Source organism: Citrobacter sp. C6_1, from assembly GCF_014596835.2.
GTDB classification, from domain to species: Bacteria; Pseudomonadota; Gammaproteobacteria; order Enterobacterales; family Enterobacteriaceae; genus Citrobacter; species Citrobacter pasteurii.
Window position 1 is genome coordinate 1,986,340 of record NZ_CP115031.1, and the last position, 20,067, is coordinate 2,006,406.

The following is a 20,067-nucleotide window of genomic DNA, read 5'->3' on the forward strand; positions in this document are numbered from 1 at the left end:
TATTGATCTGATCACAAACACCCATGCGAATTCTGGCTATCGATACCGCCACAGAGGCGTGCTCTGTTGCCCTGTGGAATGACGGTACTATCAAGGCTCATTTCGAGCTTTGCCCACGAGAACACACCCAACGAATTTTACCGATGGTCGAGGAAATCCTGGCCGCCGGCGATCTCACGTTAACCGACATCGACGCCCTGGCGTTTGGTCGCGGTCCCGGCAGTTTCACCGGTGTCCGTATTGGGATTGGCATTGCTCAGGGGCTGGCGTTAGGTGCGAATTTACCGATGATTGGCGTTTCCACTCTCGCGACAATGGCGCAGGGAGCCTGGCGTAAGTCGGGCGCTACCCGCGTACTGGCCGCGATCGACGCGCGAATGGGCGAAGTCTACTGGGCCGAATACCAGCGTGATGAGAACGGTAACTGGCACGGTGAAGAGACCGAAGCGGTGTTAACCCCTGAGCAGGTGCATGAGCGTTTACTGCAGTTGTCTGGCGAGTGGGTAACGGTCGGAACGGGCTGGCCTGCCTGGCCTGAACTGGGTAAAGACAGCGGTCTGACACTCAGCGATGGCGACGTTTTGCTTCCGGCTGCTGAAGATATGCTGCCTGTCGCCATGCAAATGCTGGCTGCCGGTAAGACCGTGGCGGTTGAACATGCTGAACCGGTTTATTTACGTAACACCGTGGCATGGAAGAAACTTCCCGGTAAAGAATGAATCTTAGTAGTACATCCCCGGTTAATTTTTATCGACGTCAGTGCACAGCATTGTGAACAGGCCGGGGCAGAAGCTAAGAAAAGGGAGTCATAATATGGCGGTGCAAAAGCAGTTATTGAAAGGTGTGTTGGCAGGCGCATTAGCGTTAATGCTAAGCGGCTGCGTCACCATCCCGGACGCGATTAAAGGTTCGAGTCCTACGCCGCAGCAGGATCTGGTGCGGGTGATGAATGCGCCGCAGCTGTATGTCGGACAGGAAGCCCGTTTCGGCGGCAAAGTGGTGAATATTCAAAACCAGCAGGGGAAATCCCGACTGGAGATCGCCACCATGCCGCTCGATAGTGGGGCACGACCGATTCTGGGCGAAGCGTCACGCGGGCGAATTTATGCCGATGTTAACGGTTTCCTCGATCCGGTAGATTTTCGTGGTCAACTGGTCACTGTCGTCGGTTCGATTAGCGGTACAGTGGACGGAAAAATCGGCAATACCCCGTATAAATTCATGCTGATGCAGGTAACTGGCTATAAACGCTGGCATATTACTCAGCAAATTGTGATGCCGCCACAGCCAATTGACCCCTGGTTCTACGGTGCGCGTGGCTGGCCTTACGGTGGCTACGGCGGATGGGGATGGTACAATCCCGGTCCCGCGCAGGTTCAGACGATAGTAACAGAGTAACTCTTTGTTTTAATGATAAAAGAAACAGCGGCTCGTCCGCTGTTTCTGCATTAACGTGGATATAAGAAAAATAAATAGTGACGTGCTTCGCAACCTTGTCGTTGTGTAATAAACAAACTGGTACGCTGAGTTAATATTATGTTAACAGTTTGTTTATTGCCTGGGGTTGTGATGACGACGAATACGCATTTTAGAGGTGATGTATTGAAAAAGGTTTGGCTTAACCGTTATCCCGCAGGTGTTCCCGCGGAGATCAATCCTGACCGTTATCAATCCCTGGTGGAACTCTTTGAACACTCAGTAAGACGGTATGCCGATCAGCCTGCCTTTATGAACATGGGGGAGGTGATGACCTTCCGCAAACTCGAAGAGCGCAGTCGGGCATTTGCGGCTTATTTGCAACAAGGACTTGGACTGAAAAAGGGTGATCGCGTGGCACTGATGATGCCCAACCTGTTGCAATATCCCGTTGCACTGTTTGGGATTTTACGTGCTGGCATGATTGTGGTGAACGTTAACCCGCTGTACACGCCTCGCGAGCTGGAGCATCAGCTCAACGATAGCGGTGCGTCGGCGATCGTCATCGTCTCTAACTTTGCTCACACGCTGGAGAAAGTGGTCGATAAGACCTCGGTTCAACACGTGATCCTCACGCGTATGGGCGATCAGTTGTCGACCGCGAAAGGGACGCTGGTTAACTTCGTCGTGAAATATATCAAGCGTCTGGTGCCGAAATATCATCTGCCGGATGCCATCTCATTTCGCAGTGCGCTGCAAAACGGCTACCGCATGCAGTATGTGAAGCCGGAAGTTGTGTCTGAAGATTTGGCTTTCCTGCAGTATACCGGTGGTACCACCGGCGTGGCGAAAGGCGCGATGCTCACGCACCGCAACATGCTGGCTAACCTGGAGCAGGTTAATGCCACTTACGGACCGTTGCTGCATCCGGGTAAAGAGCTGGTGGTGACGGCGTTACCGCTGTATCACATTTTCGCGCTCACCATGAACTGCCTGCTGTTTATTGAACTGGGCGGACAAAACCTGCTGATCACTAACCCGCGTGATATTCCGGGGCTGGTGAAAGAGCTGGCAAAATACCCGTTTACCGCGATGACCGGCGTCAATACGTTGTTTAACGCGTTGCTGAATAACAAGGAGTTCCAGCAACTGGACTTCTCGTCACTGCACCTTTCCGCAGGCGGCGGGATGCCGGTTCAACAGGCGGTAGCGGAACGTTGGGTGAAGCTGACGGGTCAGTACCTGCTGGAAGGCTATGGCCTGACGGAGTGCGCTCCGCTGGTGAGTGTCAACCCGCACGATATCGACTACCATAGCGGCAGCATCGGGTTACCGGTTCCTTCCACCGAGGTCAAACTGGTGGATGATGACGACAACGAAGTGCCACCGGGAGAACCGGGCGAACTGTGCGTGAAAGGTCCGCAGGTGATGCTGGGGTACTGGCAGCGACCAGACGCCACTGATGAAATCGTCAAAGACGGCTGGCTACACACCGGCGATATTGCAGTAATGGACGACGAAGGCTTCCTGCGTATTGTCGATCGTAAGAAAGATATGATCCTGGTGTCGGGTTTTAACGTTTATCCGAACGAAATTGAAGACGTAGTCATGCAGCATCCTGGCGTTCAGGAAGTGGCTGCTGTCGGCGTACCGTCGGGCAGCAGCGGTGAGGCGGTAAAAATCTTTGTGGTGAAAAAGGATGCATCGTTAACCGATGAAGCGCTGGTTACTTTTTGCCGTCGTCATCTGACAGGCTACAAAGTTCCGAAACAGGTGGAATTCCGTGATGAATTGCCGAAATCTAACGTCGGTAAAATTTTGCGACGAGAATTACGTGACGAAGCTCGCGGCAAAGTGGACAATAAAGGCTGAGCGTTAAGACAGCCAGCAGAAAGCGCCGGATAATCCGGCGTTTTTTTTGGCGAAAACCTAAGAGAGCACGATTTGAATTATCAAATGATCACTACGGACGACGCGTTAGCCACGCTGTGCGAAGCCGTCCGTGAATTTCCGGCGATAGCCCTGGATACAGAATTTGTTCGCACGCGTACCTACTACCCGCAGTTGGGGCTGATCCAGCTGTTTGATGGCAAACACGTTGCTCTGATTGACCCGCTAGAGATCACCGACTGGTCGCCGCTGCGCGATATTTTGCGTGATACCGCCATTACCAAATTCCTGCATGCCGGCAGTGAAGACCTGGAAGTGTTTCTCAACACGTTTGGTGAACTCCCGCAACCACTTATCGATACACAGATTCTGGCCGCCTTTTGTGGGCGCCCGCTGTCGTGGGGCTTTGCTGCGATGGTGGAAGAGTTCACCGGGGTGGTGCTGGATAAAAGTGAATCACGTACCGACTGGCTGGCCAGACCGCTGACCGAGCGGCAGTGCGAATATGCCGCGGCAGATGTCTGGTATTTATTACCGATCACCACAAAGCTGATGGCAGAAACCGATGCGTCCGGCTGGTTGCCCGCTGCGCTGGACGAATGTCGTTTGATGCAACAGCGTCGTCAGGAAATTCTGGCGCCCGAAGATGCGTGGCGAGAAATTACCAATGCCTGGCAATTGCGTACCCGTCAGCTCGCCTGTTTGCAACTACTGGCCGACTGGCGGTTGCGCAAAGCGCGTGAACGTGATCTGGCGGTAAACTTCGTGGTGCGCGAAGAACATCTGTGGGCGGTTGCCCGCTATATGCCGGGAAGTCTGGGGGAACTGGATAGCCTGGGTCTCTCAGGGAGTGAAATTCGCTTCCATGGTAAGACGCTGATTTCACTGGTCGAGAAAGCGCAGGCAATGCCGGAAGAAGCCTTGCCGCAACCGTTGCTGAATCTGATGGATATGCCGGGTTATCGCAAGGCGTTCAAAGCCATTAAAGCCCTGGTAGCCGAAGTGAGTGCGGAGCAGAATCTTAGCGTGGAACTCCTTGCTTCGCGTCGTCAAATCAACCAGCTGCTCAACTGGCACTGGAAATTAAAGCCGCAGGCATGCCTGCCGGAGCTGATTTCCGGTTGGCGTGGCGAACTGATGGCAGAACGACTCAACGCGCTGCTGCAGGAATACCCACAGTAGAAAACCTAAAAACGGGAGCTGGTGCTCCCGTTTTTAATCGGACTCGCGTTAGCGACACAGTGCCTGGCGAATGGCTTCACCTACCTGTTGAGTGGTGGCATTGCCTTTCATATCCGGCGTTTTAGGGCCGTTGGCAATAACCTGTTCAATCGCTGCCAGAATGCCATCGTGGGCCGCCTGATAATTCGCATCGCCGTTGCCAAGGAAATCCAGCATCATCGCACCAGCCCAGATGGTAGCAATTGGGTTAGCAATATTCTTGCCGTAGATATCCGGGGCCGAACCGTGGACCGGTTCAAACAATGATGGGAAGGTTCGTTCCGGATTTAAGTTAGCCGAGGGTGCAATGCCAATCGTGCCAGTGCAGGCTGGCCCCAAATCGGACAGGATGTCGCCAAACAGGTTAGAGGCGACCACCACGTCAAAACGCTCCGGTTGCATGACAAAACGGGCGCACAGAATATCAATATGCTGTTTATCCCAGCGGATTTCAGGGTACTGGGCGGCCATTGCTTCAACGCGCTCATCCCAGTAAGGCATGCTGATGGCAAGGCCGTTTGATTTGGTGGCCGAGGTCAGTGTTTTACGCGGACGGCTCTGCGCCAGTTCAAACGCATAACGCAAAATGCGATCAACGCCACGACGTGTGAAGACCGACTCCTGAATGACCACTTCATGTTCGGTACCCTCGCTTATGCGCCCGCCCAGTGAAGAATACTCGCCTTCGGTGTTTTCACGCACAACGTAGAAATCAATGTCGCCGGGTTTCTTACCCGCCAATGGGCAAGGAACACCAGGAAACAGGCGTACCGGACGCAGATTGACGTATTGATCGAACTCACGACGAAACTTGAGTAACGAGCCCCATAGTGAGATGTGATCCGGTACAGTGTCTGGCCACCCGACGGCACCAAAGTAAATAGCATCGAAGGATTTCAACTGTTCATGCCAGTCATCCGGCATCATCTTGCCGTGATGCGTATAGTACTCGCAACTGGCCCATTCCATTTGTTCAACGCTAAGCGACAGGTCCCAGCGTTCGGCGGCAGCTTGTAACACATGAATGCCTTCAGGCAGGACTTCTTTACCAATGCCATCTCCGGGAATAGCGGCAATACGACAGGTTTTCTTCATAGCAGCTCTCACTTGTACGCCATCAAAATTGACTTTCCCCTTATCCTATAATTGACTGATTAATAGTTAATCCCCCTAACTGGTGAAACATAAAACACAGATCATGAATAATCTGCCGCTGTTAAATGATTTACGCGTCTTTATGCTGGTTGCCCGCCGTGCGGGGTTTGCCGCAGTTGCTGAGGAACTGGGGGTTTCACCGGCTTTTATCAGCAAGCGTGTTGCATTGCTGGAACAGACACTGAACGTGGTGTTGTTACACCGTACAACACGGCGTGTCACCATCACGGAAGAAGGGGAACGGATCTATGAATGGGCCCAGCGGATCCTGCAGGATGTGGATCAGATGATGGATGAGCTGTCTGATGTCCGACAGATCCCGCAGGGAATGTTACGTATTATCAGCAGCTTTGGTTTTGGTCGCCGTGTAGTGGCTCCGGCATTGTCAGCGCTGGCAAAAGAGTATCCGCAGCTGGAGTTGCGGTTTGACGTTGAGGATCGGTTAGTCGATCTGGTTAATGAAGGTGTCGATCTTGATATCCGCATCGGGGATGATATTGCACCTAATTTGATCGCACGTAAGCTGGCAACCAATTATCGAATATTGTGTGCATCACCTGAGTTTGTGGCGCAGCACGGTACACCGAAACAGCTGAACGATCTGTCCATGTTGCCCTGCCTGGTGATTAAAGAGCGCGATCATCCATTTGGCATCTGGCAAATGCGTAATAAAGAGGGCGTGCACTCGATCAAGGTGACGGGGCGGCTCTCCTCCAATCATGGCGAAGTTGTTCACCAATGGTGTGTGGATGGCCTGGGGATTGCGCTACGTTCATGGTGGGATGTCTGCGATAACATCGCCAGTGGGCATCTGGTTCATATATTGCCTGACTATTATCAACCAGCAAATATTTGGGCTGTTTATGTGTCACGTCTGGCGACGTCGGCAAAAATCCGTATTACCGTGGAGTATTTACGTCGCTATTTTGCTGAGAACTACCCGAAGTTCAGTTTGGAATAAATGTGGCGTAGCCTGGACTACGATCAAAAATAAAAAAGGCAGAATAATCTGCCTTTTTTCAACCATGACTCATTTACAAAAGACGCTATTTAGACTCTTCTGCTTCAGGTAAAGTCACGTTAAGTTCGAGGATAGAAATATCGCCGTCTTTTTGTTCAAGCTGTACGGTGACCATTTCAGGGTCAATTTGTACATACTTGCAGATAACCTCGAGAATATCTTTCCTCAGCTGCGGTAAATAATGTGGCTCGGCGTCACTACGACGACGTTCCGCAACAATAATCTGCAGTCGCTCTTTAGCGATGTTCGCTGTGCTCTTTTTCCGCGAGAGAAAAAAATCCAGTAATGCCATAACTTATCCTCCGAACAGGCGTTTGAGGAAACCTTTCTTCTCTTCTTCAATGAAGCGGAAAGGACGTTCTTCTCCCAACAGACGGTCTACGGTATCAGCATAGGCTTTACCGGCATCAGCATTGATGTCGAGAATAACCGGCTCACCCTGGTTAGACGCGCGCAGGACTGACTGATCTTCAGGAATCACGCCAACCAGCTTGATTCGCAGAATTTCCAGTACGTCTTCCATGCTGAGCATGTCACCTTTATTTACGCGGCCAGGGTTATAGCGCGTAAGCAGCAGATGCTCTTTAATCGGATCTTCGCCATTTTCAGCACGACGAGATTTCGACGCCAGAATACCCAGAATACGGTCAGAGTCACGTACAGAAGACACTTCCGGGTTGGTGGTAATAATGGCTTCGTCGGCAAAATACAGGGCCATCAGCGCACCGGTCTCAATACCTGCCGGGGAGTCGCAGACGATGAAGTCAAAATCCATCGCTTTCAGATCGTCCAGAACTTTCGCGACGCCTTCACGGGTCAGCGCGTCTTTATCACGAGTCTGTGAGGCCGGAAGAATAAAGAGATTTTCGGTACGTTTATCTTTGATCAACGCCTGATTTAACGACGCATCGCCCTGAATAACGTTGACGAAGTCATAAACGACGCGACGTTCACAACCCATAATCAAATCAAGGTTACGCAGGCCGATATCAAAATCAATAACGACAGTTTTCTTTCCCTTCTGGGCCAAACCTGTAGCGATGGCCGCGCTGGAGGTGGTTTTGCCAACGCCCCCTTTACCCGAAGTAACAACAATAATGCGTGCCATAGAAATTCCTTGTTAAAAAGGGATCAATTCAACGGTTGAACTGTCAAAGCGTTCTCTGCCAATTGCAGACGTGCCGCTTTGCCATAAAATTCTGCTGGGATTTTATCACTCAGCCAATAAACACCTGCGATAGACACCAGTTCTGCCGTCAGGTGGGTACAGAAAATTTGCGCTTCCCGATCGCCGCTTGCGCCCGCCAGAGCACGGCCTCTCATCATGCCATAAACGTGAATATTGCCATCAGCGATAAGCTCTGCGCCCGCACTGACGTGACTTGTAACAATCAGATCACATTGTGGAGCATAAATACGCTGACCGGAACGAACCGGTACATTTATTAATCGTGTTTTTGTGATGGGATTAACGTTTTGTGGCGGTGCTGCAGGTGCCGGAGCTTCAACAGGTGCGGAACGAATGGCTTTTTCTTTACCTTCTGTCAGTAAAGGAAAACCCATTTCGTCGATTTCTGCCTTAAGTTTTGCATCTTTGCATCCGCTAACACCAATAATGCGCAGACCGGTGGACGTGATAACTTTTTGCAGCGCCGACCAGTTTACCGGGCTTTCAAGGCCACTCACGTTGATCACTACGGGAGCATGTTTTAAAAATGCAGGTGCCTGCGCGATTTTGTCTTCCAACGCCTGACGAATAACCTCGGGTTCTGCTTCATGTAAGTGAACCACTGATAAGGTGAAGCTACTGCCTTTAAGCTCGATTGGCGTGTTTGACATCCTGGCCTTACTCAATTTGCTATTTATCATCCCCAGTGCGGGGTGATATTCCGAAGACTATAAGGCATGTTATAGTCAGTATTATATTGAGGCAAGCCACCATTCCGTGAATTCAGAGTAAAAGATATGTTTTGTGTGATCTACCGAAGCAGCAAACGTGACCAGACCTATTTATATGTCGAAAAAAAAGACGATTTCTCGCGAGTTCCTGAAGAACTGATGAAAGGGTTTGGTCAGCCAAAGCTGGCTATGATTTTACCGCTTGATGGTCGTAAAAAACTGGTTAATGCCGATCTTGAAAAAGTAAAACAGGCACTAACCGAGCAGGGCTATTATTTACAAATACCACCGCCGCCTGAAGATTTACTCAAACAGCATTTATCTGCGGTAAAAGAAAATACACCAGACGCTAAACGTTAAACTGCATCCGGCAGCAGCATGTCTCATCGATGCAGTACCTGAAATCTATGACTACGTTAGGGGAAAGTAATGTATCAACATCACAACTGGCATGGTGCTCTGCTGGATTATCCGGTGAGCAAAGTGGTTTGCGTAGGTAGCAATTATGCAAACCATATTAAAGAGATGGGGGGAGCAACGCCGGAAGAGCCGGTGTTATTTATTAAGCCTGAAACTGCGCTGTGTGATTTGCGCCAGCCGCTGGTGATCCCATCTGATATGGGTTCAGTTCACCATGAAGTTGAGCTGGCGGTACTGATTGGCGCGACCCTACGTCAGGCGACGGAAGAACATGTGCGCAAAGCCATCGCGGGCTATGGCGTCGCGTTGGATCTGACCCTGCGTGATATTCAGGGCAAAATGAAGAAAGCGGGGCAGCCGTGGGAAAAAGCGAAGGGTTTTGACAACTCTTGCCCGCTGTCTGGGTTTATTCCGGTAGCGGAATTTAACGGTGATCCGCAGGATACTCAGCTCGGTTTAACGGTGAATGGCGAAGTACGCCAGCAGGGCACTACGGCGGATATGATCCACCATATTGTTCCATTGATTGCTTACATGAGCCGATTCTTCACGCTTAAAGCTGGTGATGTGGTACTGACTGGGACGCCAGCTGGCGTTGGGCCGTTACACAGCGGTGATGAGCTGGCTATCAGTTTCCATGGTCAGACGCTAACCACCCGGGTGCTGTAATCTCTGCTTGCCGCCTGTTTCGGGCGGCAAAACTTGCATCAACGTGCCAGACTGGTTATAAGGTGCAGCTTTAGTGAAATAGCGGATACCCTGATGAGCGACATACCTTTCTGGCAAAGTAAAACCCTTGATGAAATGACTGATGCCGAGTGGGAGTCATTATGTGATGGGTGCGGCCAATGCTGTCTGCATAAGCTGATGGATGAAGACACTGACGAAATCTACTTTACCAATGTTGCCTGTAAGCAGCTCAATATCAAAACCTGCCAGTGCCGTAATTATGAACGTCGATTCGAATACGAGCCCGATTGCATCAAACTAACACGTGATAACCTGCCAACCTTTGAATGGTTGCCGATGACCTGCGCCTATCGTTTGTTAGCGGAAGGGAAAGGATTACCGGACTGGCACCCTTTGCTGACGGGTTCAAAGGCGGCGATGCACGGTGAGCGTATTTCAGTACGCCATATCGCGGTGAAAGAATCAGAAGTGCGTGACTGGCAGGACCATATTCTGAACAAACCTTCATGGGCGGACTAAGCCGCCCATCGATTAACAGGCGTTAAGGATTAAGACTTTTTCGCCTGATACATCTCATCACTATGGTTGTCATCTTCAACCCAGAAATTAATGTTGAACTGCGCATCGTCGCTTAATTCAACGCGATGCCAGTACTGCGGTGGGCTGGTCGCGAACTGTCCGGCATTAATGACCACTTTTACTTCAGGTTCTTTTGCGTCTTCATTGGCAAAGCCGTAATACGTTACAGTGCCTTCCATCACGCAGAGTTGTCCAAAAACGCCCGCTGCTGTGTTGTGGTGAGAAAGCAGAGCTGCCGGGACATTGTTTTTCGTAAAGAAGGGAGTAGAGCGTTTAACTTTCCAGTTTGCCGGGATGCGTAAATGGGACATAAGACATCTCCTTTGTGTGGCATCTATAAGATGTATTTAATATACATCTTATAGATGCCAGCAAGCAATGACATTATGGCAAAAAAAAACGCTCCCGAAGGAGCGTTCTGTTAGCGACCAAAGAGGTCACGTTTTTTCGGTTTAAAGGGCTGGGCAATCAGCACCAACACTGCAACGACCAGATATGCGGCAAAAATCCCCAACAGCCACTGCGGCATCTCCAGGGTTAAAAATGACCACTGACGTTCAGCGCAGTCACCGGATGCCATAAATACCTGCGGCAGCCATTTATCCAGCGGTAACCAACTCGGGAAGCGCGCGGCAAAATCACAGGTCATGAACGGTGAAGGGTGAAGCTGAATCATCGTGTGTTCATACGCTAACTGAAGCCCGCGCCAGGCGCTGTAAATCCAGATAAGCATTGCCACATAACGCAGTGGCGTTTTTGGGGCAATTGCGCCCACCAGACCAGCACCCATCACGCCAAATAATGCACTACGTTCGTAAATACACAACACGCAGGGTTTAAGCAGCATGACATGCTGGAACCACAAGGCAACAAGTTCCAACGCCAGGGCGGTTAGCGCCAGCAATAACCATGCTCCACGCCCACGGGAGCACTGGTTTAAAAATCGCAACATAATAATTTCCCTGCAACATGCGTAGAGACCGCAGTTTAAACCAATTCAATTTATGCGCCACTAGCGGCAATTGAAATATTGTGTAATCGGATAATTATCATGCAAAAAGTCAAACCGGGCAGTGATTTACCCGGTTTATTGTTATGAAAGTGTAGCTAACCAGCCTGTTTGCGTCATCCATTCGGTCACTGGAACCAGCGTGAACTCTACGCAAAGCAGACCGACGAGCGTCAGGACGATTGTATACGGCAATGCCATCCACACCATACGGCCGTAGGAGAGGCGAATCAGTGGTGCCAGTGCGGAGGTAAGCAGGAATAAGAATGCCGCCTGACCATTTGGCGTAGCCACGGAAGGCAGGTTGGTTCCGGTATTAATCGCCACTGCTAACAGTTCATATTGATTCAGGCTAATCGTCCCGTGCTCCAGCGCCGCTTTCGCTTCGTTGATGTAAATTGTGCCAACAAAGACGTTGTCTGAAATCGACGACAGCAGGCCGTTGAAAAGATAAAACAGGGTCAGCTGTGCATGTTCAGAAGACTGCAAAACAAACTGAATAATCGGCGCAAAGAGCTGCTGATCGATAATCACCGCAACTACGGAGAAAAATACGGTAAGCAGCGCGGTGAAGGGCAGCGACTCGGTGAAGGCTTTACCAATAGCGTGTTCGTCAGTGACACCGGTTAACGAAGTAGCCAGAATAATCACCGACAGGCCAATTAATCCGACTTCTGCCAGATGCAGCGCGAGGGCAATCACCAGCCATACGCCGATAACTGCTTGAATAATCAGCTTTATTTTATCCTGGCGGGTACGTTGTTGACGACTTTCATCGTCAAACTGTTGCAGAACGCCACGGACAGCTTCCGGCAATGTTTCACCGTAGCCAAACCAACGTAACTTTTCGACCAGCAGGCAGGTGAGCAGACCGCAAATCAACACCGGGACGGTGACCGGCGACATGCGCAGGAAAAAATCACCAAAATGCCAGCCAGCCGCTTTGGCGATAATCAGGTTCTGCGGCTCGCCAACCATGGTCATCACACCGCCTAACGCTGTGCCGACTCCCGCATGCATCATCAGGCTGCGCAGAAAACCGCGGAACTGCTCCAGTACGGCTTTATTGTGCTGGTCGATATGGCTGTCATCCAGCAAATTGTTATCTCCCGGGCGGGAAGAGGCGACGCGATGGTAGATACCGTAAAAACCGACCGCCACGCTGATCACGACCGCGACCACGGTCAATGCGTCGAGGAACGCCGAAAGGAAGGCAGCGGCAACACAAAAGGCCAGCGACAGCAGCATCTTGGAGCGAATACTGAGCAGCAGTCGGGTAAAAATAAACAGCAGCAGTTGCTTCATAAAGTAGATGCCTGCCACCATGAACATCAGCAGCAAGAGCACTTCAAGGTTGGCGGCAACTTCTTCACGAACATGAGTGGCGCTGGTCATGCCGATGACGACAGCTTCGATGGCTAACAGCCCGCCCGGCAACAGTGGATAACACTTAAGCGCCATTGCCAGCGTAAAAATGAATTCGGCCACCAGCAACCAACCCGCGATAAAGGGATTGATGAAAAAAATAAGCGGGTTAATGATTAAGAAGACGAGCAGTGCAAGTTTATACCAGTCTGGCGACTGACCTAAAAAATTGCGCCACATAGCGCGGCCCCATGATAGCTCCATGGCAGTTTCCCTTACCTGTAAAAATGAAATCATGTTTTTATGTTTGACCGCAAAGCTTAGCGGCACGAGGGAACGCAGGCAAGCTCTTCACGTGGCTTATCGTACCGGCTGCGTATCAGCGTTATCTGGAAAATGAAGCCTTGATCCACTTTTTCTTCGTTGCGTCAGCTATCAGCTAAGAAACCCGTCTGGTATGATGTGTGTAACTATGTTTTGCTGTGTAATGGAATTATCACTATGGTCATTAAGGCGCAAAGCCCTGCTGGGTTCGCGGAAGAGTACATCATTGAGAGTATCTGGAATAACCGCTTCCCACCTGGCACTATTTTGCCCGCTGAACGTGAACTCTCCGAACTTATTGGAGTAACACGTACCACGTTACGCGAAGTATTGCAGCGTCTGGCGCGGGACGGCTGGTTGACCATTCAACACGGCAAACCGACGAAAGTGAATAACTTCTGGGAAACCTCCGGACTGAATATCCTGGAAACGTTGGCGCGTCTTGATCACGAAAGCGTTCCGCAGCTGATTGATAATCTGCTGTCTGTGCGTACCAACATCTCGACGATCTTTATTCGCACCGCCTTCCGCCAACATCCTGATAAAGCCCAGGACGTTTTGGCTACGGCGAATCAGGTTGCTGACCATGCTGACGCGTTTGCCGATCTGGATTACAACATTTTCCGCGGTCTGGCATTTGCGTCGGGCAATCCGATTTACGGTCTGATCCTCAACGGTATGAAAGGACTTTATACGCGTATTGGCCGTCATTACTTTGCCAACCCGGAAGCGCGCGGCCTGGCGTTGAACTTCTACCGTAAGCTGTCAGAGCTGTGTGAGCAGGGCGCTCATGATTTGGTCTATGAAACGGTGCGCCGCTATGGTCACGACAGTGGCGAGATTTGGCACCGTATGCAGAAGAATTTACCAGGCGATTTAGCTATTCAGGGACGCTAATCGCGCAATGCCGGATGGTCACGCCAACGCGTCTTATCCGGCCTACAATGCGTCCGCTTCGTAGACCGGATAAGATGTTTACACCGCCTCCGGCAATAAGCTTTACAGGCCGTTCATCCTTGGCGGGCAACGCTCCAGCAGCTCAACGCTGCCATCTTCATTTTGCTGCTCCAGCATCACGTCAAAACCCCATAGCCGATGCACATGCTTCAACACTTCTTTGCGTCCTTTGTCCAACGGCGCGCGGTTATGTGGGATGTAACGCAAGGTCAGTGAACGGTCGCCGCGCAGATCGACATTCCAGATTTGAATATTCGGCTCCAGATTGCTCAGGTTATATTGCGATGACAGCCTGTTACGGATCTCGCGATACCCCTCCTCATTGTGAATTGCGGAAATTTCCAGGTAATTATGGCGGTCATCATCCAGCACCGTGAACAGGCGGAAATCGCGCATCACTTTTGGTGACAGGAACTGGCTGATAAAGCTCTCATCTTTAAAATCGCGCATCGCGAAATGCAGCGTTTCCAGCCAGTCGGAACCCGCAATATTTGGGAACCAGTATTTGTCCTCCTCGGTGGGCGACTGACAAATACGTTTGATATCCTGGAACATAGCAAAGCCCAGCGCATAAGGGTTTATCCCGCTATACCATGGACTGTTATACGGTGGCTGGAATACCACATTGGTATGGCTATGCAGAAACTCCAGCATGAAGCGCTCGGTGACTTTGCCTTCATCATAAAGGTGATTGAGGATGGTGTAGTGCCAGAAAGTTGCCCATCCCTCGTTCATCACCTGCGTTTGTTTCTGCGGATAAAAATACTGGCTGACCTTGCGCACAATGCGCAGCACTTCGCGTTGCCAGGACTCCAGCAGTGGGGCGTTTTTCTCCATAAAATACAGCAGGTTTTCCTGCGGCTCAGAAGGATAACGATGCGCGGTAGAGATCGTCTTCTCTTCCTCTTTCTTCGGCAACGTGCGCCACAGCATATTCACCTGACTTTGCAGATACTCTTCACGGCTTTTCTGCCGGGCCTTCTCTTCCTGTAGTGAGATCTTTTGCGGGCGTTTATAGCGGTCAACGCCGTAATTCATCAGTGCATGACAGGAGTCGAGGAGTTTCTCAACTTCATCAACACCGTAACGCTCTTCACACTGGGTGATGTAGTTTCGCGCGAAGATCAGGTAATCGACGATGGAGCTGGCGTCCGTCCAACTGCGGAACAGGTAGTTATTCTTGAAGAAAGAGTTATGTCCATAGCAGGCATGCGCCATGACCAGTGCCTGCATGGTGATGGTGTTCTCTTCCATCAGGTACGCGATACACGGGTTGGAGTTAATAACAATCTCATAGGCCAGCCCTTGCTGACCATGCTTGTACAAACGTTCGGTTTCAATAAACTTTTTACCAAACGACCAGTGTGGATAGTTGATTGGCATCCCGACGCTGGAGTAGGCGTCCATCATTTGCTCAGAAGTGATCACCTCGATTTGGTGCGGGTAGGTATCCAGCCTGTAGAGTTTCGCCACGCGGTCTATCTCTGCCAGATAGACATCCAGCAGATCAAACGTCCAGTCGGGTCCATCGCTTAACCGTGTGCTGTCCTTGTTCATGGAATCAATCGTAGCCATTCGCGCACCCTCATTGTTGGCGGCACTCTCTGTCTGGAGTACCTCATTTCAAGCATAGATCATGGTGTTAAAAAGCGTGCTGCAGGAGAAATTTTTTCTTTGCGATTTCACGTCAGCGAAGCGTCGAAAAACGGCCAGGTGACAAAATTTTATGCTGGATAAAAATAACGCACAGCAGGAGATGCCAAAGCAGAGACTTCCCTGCAATCGCTGCTATGTGTGAGATACATCACCATAAAAAAGCCATATGTTGAATAATATTTTCAACTGAGTTATCAAGATGTAATTAGAAGATTGTTCTTTTACTGTTAACGGAGTGGCTATGCGAGTTGTCATACTGGGAAGTGGCGTCGTTGGCGTGACCAGCGCCTGGTATTTAAGTCAGGCTGGACACGATGTCACCGTCATCGATCGTGAGCCGGGTCCGGCACTGGAAACCAGTGCGGCGAACGCCGGGCAAATCTCCCCTGGTTATGCCGCGCCGTGGGCGGCGCCAGGCGTACCGCTAAAAGCGATTAAATGGATGTTTCAGCGCCACGCGCCGTTGGCTGTACGCCTCGACGGAACGCAGTTCCAACTGAAGTGGATGTGGCAAATGCTGCGCAACTGCGACACCAGCCACTACATGGAAAACAAAGGGCGCATGGTGCGGCTGGCGGAGTACAGCCGTGATTGTCTGAAGGCGCTGCGGGCCACCACGGGGATCGAATATGAAGGTCGTCAGGGCGGTACGTTACAGCTTTTTAGAACCGCTCAACAGTATGAGAACGCCACGCGTGATATTGCCGTGCTGGAAGATGCCGGTGTGCCGTACCAACTTCTGGAGGCGAATCGTCTGGCGGAAGTCGAACCTGCGCTGGCAGAGGTCGCGCATAAACTGACTGGCGGGTTACGGTTACCGAATGACGAAACCGGTGACTGTCAGCTGTTTACCCAGCGTCTGGCGCAAATGGCCGAGCAGGCGGGGGTAAAATTCCGTTTTAACACTCCCGTCGATAAGCTACTCAGCGAAGGCGAGCAAATCTATGGTGTCCAGTGTGGCGACGAAGTTATCAAAGCCGATGCCTATGTTATGGCCTTTGGCTCGTACTCCACGGCGATGCTCAAAGGGATCGTTGATATTCCGGTTTATCCGCTGAAGGGTTATTCATTAACCATTCCGGTGGCAGAAGATGATGGTGCGCCGGTTTCCACTATTCTTGATGAAACCTACAAAATCGCCATTACCCGTTTTGATGAGCGTATTCGTGTTGGCGGTATGGCAGAAATTGTTGGTTTTAATACCGAGCTACTACAACCACGTCGTGAAACGCTGGAGATGGTGGTGCGCGATCTCTTTCCGCGCGGCGGTCATGTTGAACAAGCCACCTTCTGGACCGGGCTGCGTCCGATGACGCCAGACGGAACGCCAGTGGTGGGGCGTACACGCTTTAAGAATCTGCTGCTCAATACGGGTCATGGCACATTGGGCTGGACGATGGCGTGTGGATCCGGTCAGTTGCTGAGCGATATTCTCTCTGGTCGCACGCCAGCCATACCTTATGACGATCTGAGCGTGGCGCGTTACAGTCCGGGATTTACCCCGTCTCGCCCGCGGCATTTACATGGCGTACATAACTAATAAGGACGTGAGATGACCCGCCCGATACTGGCCAGCATTGACCTGCAGGCGTTGAAACAAAACCTGACCATTACCCGCCAGGCCGCGCCGGACTCCCGCGTCTGGTCGGTCGTAAAAGCCAATGCCTACGGACACGGCATAGAACGTGTCTGGAATGCACTGGGAACGACCGATGGTTTCGCTATGCTCAATCTCGAGGAGGCGATCACCCTGCGGGAGCGGGGATGGAAAGGACCGATTTTAATGCTGGAGGGTTTTTTCCATGCCGAAGACCTGACGGTGTATGACACATATCGTCTGACCACCTGTGTCCACAGTAACTGGCAGCTCAAAGCGTTGCAAAATGCCCGCCTGAACGCGCCGCTGGATATTTACCTGAAGATGAATAGCGGCATGAACCGGCTGGGTTTCTTACCAGAGCGAGTAGCGACCGTCTGGCAACAGTTACGGGCAATGCCTAACGTGGGTGAAATGACGCTGATGTCGCATTTTGCTGATGCTGAGCATCCGGATGGCATTAAGGACGCGATGGCGCGTATTGCGCAGGCAGCGGAAGGACTGGAGTGTCGACGTTCGCTGTCGAATTCGGCTGCGACGCTGTGGCACCCACAAGCGCATTATGACTGGGTTCGTCCGGGCATTATTCTGTATGGCGCATCGCCGTCGGGACAATGGCGGGACATCGCCAATACCGGCCTGAAACCGGTGATGACCCTGAGCAGCGAGATAATCGGCATACAGACGCTGAAAGCCGGAGATCGGGTGGGCTACGGTGGACGCTACACCGCCAGCGGCGAGCAGCGCATTGGGATTGTGGCGACAGGCTATGCCGATGGTTATCCGCGCCATGCTCCGAGTGGGACTCCTGTGCTGGTGGACGGTGTACGTACCGGGACGGTTGGCACGGTATCCATGGATATGCTGGCGGTTGACCTGACGCCATGCCCACAGGCGGGGATAGGAACGCCTGTGGAACTGTGGGGCAAAGAGATTAAAATCGACGATGTGGCGACAGCGGCGGGTACGGTTGGCTATGAATTAATGTGCTCGCTGGCGCTGCGCGTGCCGGTAGTGACGGTGTAACTTTTGTAGGCCGGGTAAGGCGCAGCCACCACCCGGCAAAAACATCCGCGTTATTCATCCTCATCTTCTGCCACACGGACACCTACTTTCAGCACGGCATTATCTTCTTTCTCGGCTACCGTCCAGATCATACCGGCAAATTCCACCTGGTCACCGACGACCGGCGCAGCACCCAACAGTTGTTGAACAATTTCACCCAGCGTTTGCTGCTTATCGCGATACCCGGTGCCATCTTCCAGGCCATAAATCAGTGCCACATCGGCATATTTCGCGCTGGCTTCAAGAATAAAATCACCAAAGAAACGCTGGTCTAATGACACTGGCGGCGACTGGCTGAACAGCTTACCTAAGGCGGGCAGGTCGCGTTCGCGGCCAATGACGCACAGCACATCGCCTTCACGCAGGCGGGTACTGCCTGAGGGGTGAAACAGCACATTGTCACGAAACAGGGCGGCAATTCGCGTTTCTTCCGGCATATGCAGGTCGCGCAGCGCAGCCCCGACACACCACTTATCCGCGCTGAGCTGATAAACAAACTGCTCCCAGGGATTATCCGGGTGAATATCGAGACCTATACGTGAAACCGGCCAGCCAACGGGAGGTACCACGACTTTGGCTTTTTTGGCTGCCCACGACAGCGACGTTCCCTGGAACAGCAGCGAGATCAGTACCACAAAGAATGCGACGTTAAAGAACAAACGCGCATTTTCCAGACCCGCCATCATCGGGAAGACGGCAAGGATGATGGGTACCGCCCCGCGCAAGCCAACCCAGCTAATGAAAATGCGCTCACGCAGATTGAAACCACGAAATGGCAGCAATCCGGCGAACACCGACAACGGACGAGCGAAGAAAATCATCCATGCGGACAAAATCAGCGCCGGAATTGCAATAGGCAGCAGGTCGGACGGCGTCACCAGCAATCCCAGCACCAGGAACATGGCAATTTGCGCCAGCCAGGCCAGGCCGTCAAAGTTTTGCAGAATACCGAATCGGTTGCGGATCGGGCGATTTCCCAGCAGGAAACCACACAGATAGACCGCCAGAATACCGCTGCCTTCCAGCGCGGTAGTCAGGGAAAAAATCAGGATCCCGCCGCTTAAGGCCAGCAGCGGATACAGCCCGGCAGGCAGAGAAATACGGTTAATCATCTGCTGGAGCAGATATCCACCGCCGAGACCGATAGCGATGCCTAAGCCAAACTGCTGGATAATATGCACGGCGAACATCCAGCTTAAACCGGTCTCGTGGTTCTGGATCATTTCGATAAGCGTAATGGTCAGAAATACGGCCATTGGGTCATTGCTACCTGACTCAATTTCCAGCGTCGAGCCCACACGTTCGTTGAGTCCTTTACCGCCGAGCAGGGAAAATACCGCTGCGGCATCAGTTGAGCCGACAATCGCGCCAATCAGCAGCCCTTCAATGAGATCCAGATGAAACAGCCATGCCGCCATCATGCCGGTTAAACCAGAGGTAATCAGCACGCCCACGGTCGCCAGCGATAATGCCGGGCCTAGCGCAACACGAAAGGAGCTGGCCTGGGTGCGCATCCCACCGTCGAGCAGGATAACCGCCAGCGCCAGGTTACTGACCATGTAGGCAAAAGGGTAGTTATCAAAAGGAATGCCGCCAACACCGTCCACGCCCGCTAACATGCCGATAGCGAGGAAAATCACCAGAATCGGGATACCAAGACGTGATGAGAATGAACTAAGCAAGATACTGCAGGTGACGAGAACGGAACCCAAAATAAAAAGGCTAATGATTGCTGCGGCATCCAACGTTCGGTTACTCCTGAATTACGCTGTTTCGTATTAATAAACCCTAACATAATAACGA

General features: G+C 51.7%; 20 protein-coding genes. 11 read left to right on the top strand and 9 right to left on the bottom strand.

The annotated features are described in order from the left end of the window. The first annotated feature begins 23 nt into the window (after positions 1–23). From tsaB to rnd, 4 genes are all read left to right on the top strand, one after another. Entirely contained in the window at positions 24–719 is a 696-nt protein-coding gene (gene tsaB, locus IB196_RS09710) for a tRNA (adenosine(37)-N6)-threonylcarbamoyltransferase complex dimerization subunit type 1 TsaB (RefSeq protein ID WP_005122189.1), read from the top strand. A gap of 94 nt (positions 720–813) precedes the next feature. After that, on the top strand, positions 814–1,398 hold the full coding sequence (locus IB196_RS09715; protein ID WP_005122191.1) for a Slp family lipoprotein: 585 nt from the start codon (positions 814–816) through the stop codon (positions 1,396–1,398). 204 nt (positions 1,399–1,602) lie between these two features. Continuing rightward, complete coding sequence (gene fadD, locus IB196_RS09720; protein WP_188231675.1) at positions 1,603–3,288, top strand: long-chain-fatty-acid--CoA ligase FadD; 1,686 nt, start codon at positions 1,603–1,605, stop codon at positions 3,286–3,288. An 84-nt stretch (positions 3,289–3,372) separates the two neighbouring features. Beyond that, positions 3,373–4,488 carry a ribonuclease D gene (rnd, locus tag IB196_RS09725; protein WP_005122195.1) on the top strand — a complete coding sequence of 372 codons (1,116 nt, stop codon included), beginning with the start codon at positions 3,373–3,375 and terminating at the stop codon, positions 4,486–4,488. A gap of 48 nt (positions 4,489–4,536) precedes the next feature. Here the strand turns inward: rnd and IB196_RS09730 are convergent, their stop codons facing one another. Continuing rightward, positions 4,537–5,622 carry a tartrate dehydrogenase gene (locus tag IB196_RS09730; protein ID WP_188231674.1) on the bottom strand — a complete coding sequence of 362 codons (1,086 nt, stop codon included), beginning with the start codon at positions 5,620–5,622 and terminating at the stop codon, positions 4,537–4,539. 103 nt (positions 5,623–5,725) lie between these two features. Here IB196_RS09730 and IB196_RS09735 point away from each other — a divergent pair, with 103 nt between their 5' ends. After that, positions 5,726–6,643, top strand: coding sequence for a LysR family transcriptional regulator (locus IB196_RS09735; RefSeq protein WP_188231673.1), 918 nt, complete (start codon positions 5,726–5,728; stop codon positions 6,641–6,643). Positions 6,644–6,728: 85 nt separating this feature from the next. On the opposite strand, the gene minE is transcribed toward IB196_RS09735, so the two are convergent. From minE to minC, 3 genes are read right to left on the bottom strand one after another with little or no spacing between them, the layout of a single operon-like run. Continuing rightward, positions 6,729–6,995 (bottom strand): cell division topological specificity factor MinE, encoded by a 267-nt coding sequence (gene minE, locus IB196_RS09740; RefSeq protein ID WP_001185666.1) that lies wholly within the window; start codon positions 6,993–6,995, stop codon positions 6,729–6,731. A 3-nt stretch (positions 6,996–6,998) separates the two neighbouring features. Then, the gene (minD, locus tag IB196_RS09745; protein ID WP_005122235.1) at positions 6,999–7,811 is read right to left on the bottom strand and encodes a septum site-determining protein MinD; all 813 of its coding nucleotides are present in this window, start codon (positions 7,809–7,811) and stop codon (positions 6,999–7,001) included. A 23-nt stretch (positions 7,812–7,834) separates the two neighbouring features. Then, positions 7,835–8,542, bottom strand: a complete 708-nt coding sequence (gene minC / locus IB196_RS09750; RefSeq protein WP_005122236.1) for a septum site-determining protein MinC — start codon at positions 8,540–8,542, stop codon at positions 7,835–7,837. 126 nt (positions 8,543–8,668) lie between these two features. Between minC and IB196_RS09755 the strand changes: the two genes are divergently transcribed. The 3 genes from IB196_RS09755 to IB196_RS09765 all read left to right on the top strand — a co-directional run bounded on the left by IB196_RS09755 (position 8,669) and on the right by IB196_RS09765 (position 10,231). Next, positions 8,669–8,962, top strand: coding sequence for a YcgL domain-containing protein (locus tag IB196_RS09755; RefSeq protein WP_005122238.1), 294 nt, complete (start codon positions 8,669–8,671; stop codon positions 8,960–8,962). Between the two features lie 69 nt (positions 8,963–9,031). Beyond that, positions 9,032–9,691, top strand: a complete 660-nt coding sequence (locus IB196_RS09760) for a fumarylacetoacetate hydrolase family protein (RefSeq protein ID WP_188231672.1) — start codon at positions 9,032–9,034, stop codon at positions 9,689–9,691. A gap of 93 nt (positions 9,692–9,784) precedes the next feature. Next, positions 9,785–10,231 carry a YcgN family cysteine cluster protein gene (locus tag IB196_RS09765; RefSeq protein ID WP_005122244.1) on the top strand — a complete coding sequence of 149 codons (447 nt, stop codon included), beginning with the start codon at positions 9,785–9,787 and terminating at the stop codon, positions 10,229–10,231. A gap of 29 nt (positions 10,232–10,260) precedes the next feature. On the opposite strand, the gene IB196_RS09770 is transcribed toward IB196_RS09765, so the two are convergent. From IB196_RS09770 to nhaB, 3 genes are all read right to left on the bottom strand, one after another. Continuing rightward, positions 10,261–10,602 carry a DUF1971 domain-containing protein gene (locus tag IB196_RS09770; RefSeq protein ID WP_155021150.1) on the bottom strand — a complete coding sequence of 114 codons (342 nt, stop codon included), beginning with the start codon at positions 10,600–10,602 and terminating at the stop codon, positions 10,261–10,263. 110 nt (positions 10,603–10,712) lie between these two features. Next, positions 10,713–11,243 (bottom strand): disulfide bond formation protein DsbB, encoded by a 531-nt coding sequence (gene dsbB, locus IB196_RS09775; protein WP_005122248.1) that lies wholly within the window; start codon positions 11,241–11,243, stop codon positions 10,713–10,715. 141 nt (positions 11,244–11,384) lie between these two features. Next, positions 11,385–12,929, bottom strand: a complete 1,545-nt coding sequence (gene nhaB, locus IB196_RS09780) for a Na(+)/H(+) antiporter NhaB (protein ID WP_188231671.1) — start codon at positions 12,927–12,929, stop codon at positions 11,385–11,387. A 237-nt stretch (positions 12,930–13,166) separates the two neighbouring features. On the opposite strand from nhaB, the gene fadR reads away from it, so the two are divergent. After that, positions 13,167–13,886, top strand: a complete 720-nt coding sequence (gene fadR, locus IB196_RS09785) for a fatty acid metabolism transcriptional regulator FadR (RefSeq protein WP_005122254.1) — start codon at positions 13,167–13,169, stop codon at positions 13,884–13,886. A gap of 102 nt (positions 13,887–13,988) precedes the next feature. Here fadR and IB196_RS09790 read toward each other — a convergent pair whose 3' ends face one another. Continuing rightward, positions 13,989–15,521, bottom strand: a complete 1,533-nt coding sequence (locus tag IB196_RS09790) for a SpoVR family protein (protein WP_040232329.1) — start codon at positions 15,519–15,521, stop codon at positions 13,989–13,991. A 322-nt stretch (positions 15,522–15,843) separates the two neighbouring features. On the opposite strand from IB196_RS09790, the gene IB196_RS09795 reads away from it, so the two are divergent. Both IB196_RS09795 and dadX read left to right on the top strand, forming a co-directional pair. Then, complete coding sequence (locus tag IB196_RS09795) at positions 15,844–17,142, top strand: D-amino acid dehydrogenase (protein WP_005122256.1); 1,299 nt, start codon at positions 15,844–15,846, stop codon at positions 17,140–17,142. 12 nt (positions 17,143–17,154) lie between these two features. Continuing rightward, on the top strand, positions 17,155–18,225 hold the full coding sequence (gene dadX, locus IB196_RS09800) for a catabolic alanine racemase DadX (protein WP_005122257.1): 1,071 nt from the start codon (positions 17,155–17,157) through the stop codon (positions 18,223–18,225). A gap of 50 nt (positions 18,226–18,275) precedes the next feature. On the opposite strand, the gene IB196_RS09805 is transcribed toward dadX, so the two are convergent. Further along, complete coding sequence (locus IB196_RS09805; RefSeq protein WP_188231670.1) at positions 18,276–20,009, bottom strand: potassium/proton antiporter; 1,734 nt, start codon at positions 20,007–20,009, stop codon at positions 18,276–18,278. Positions 20,010–20,067: the final 58 nt, after the last annotated feature.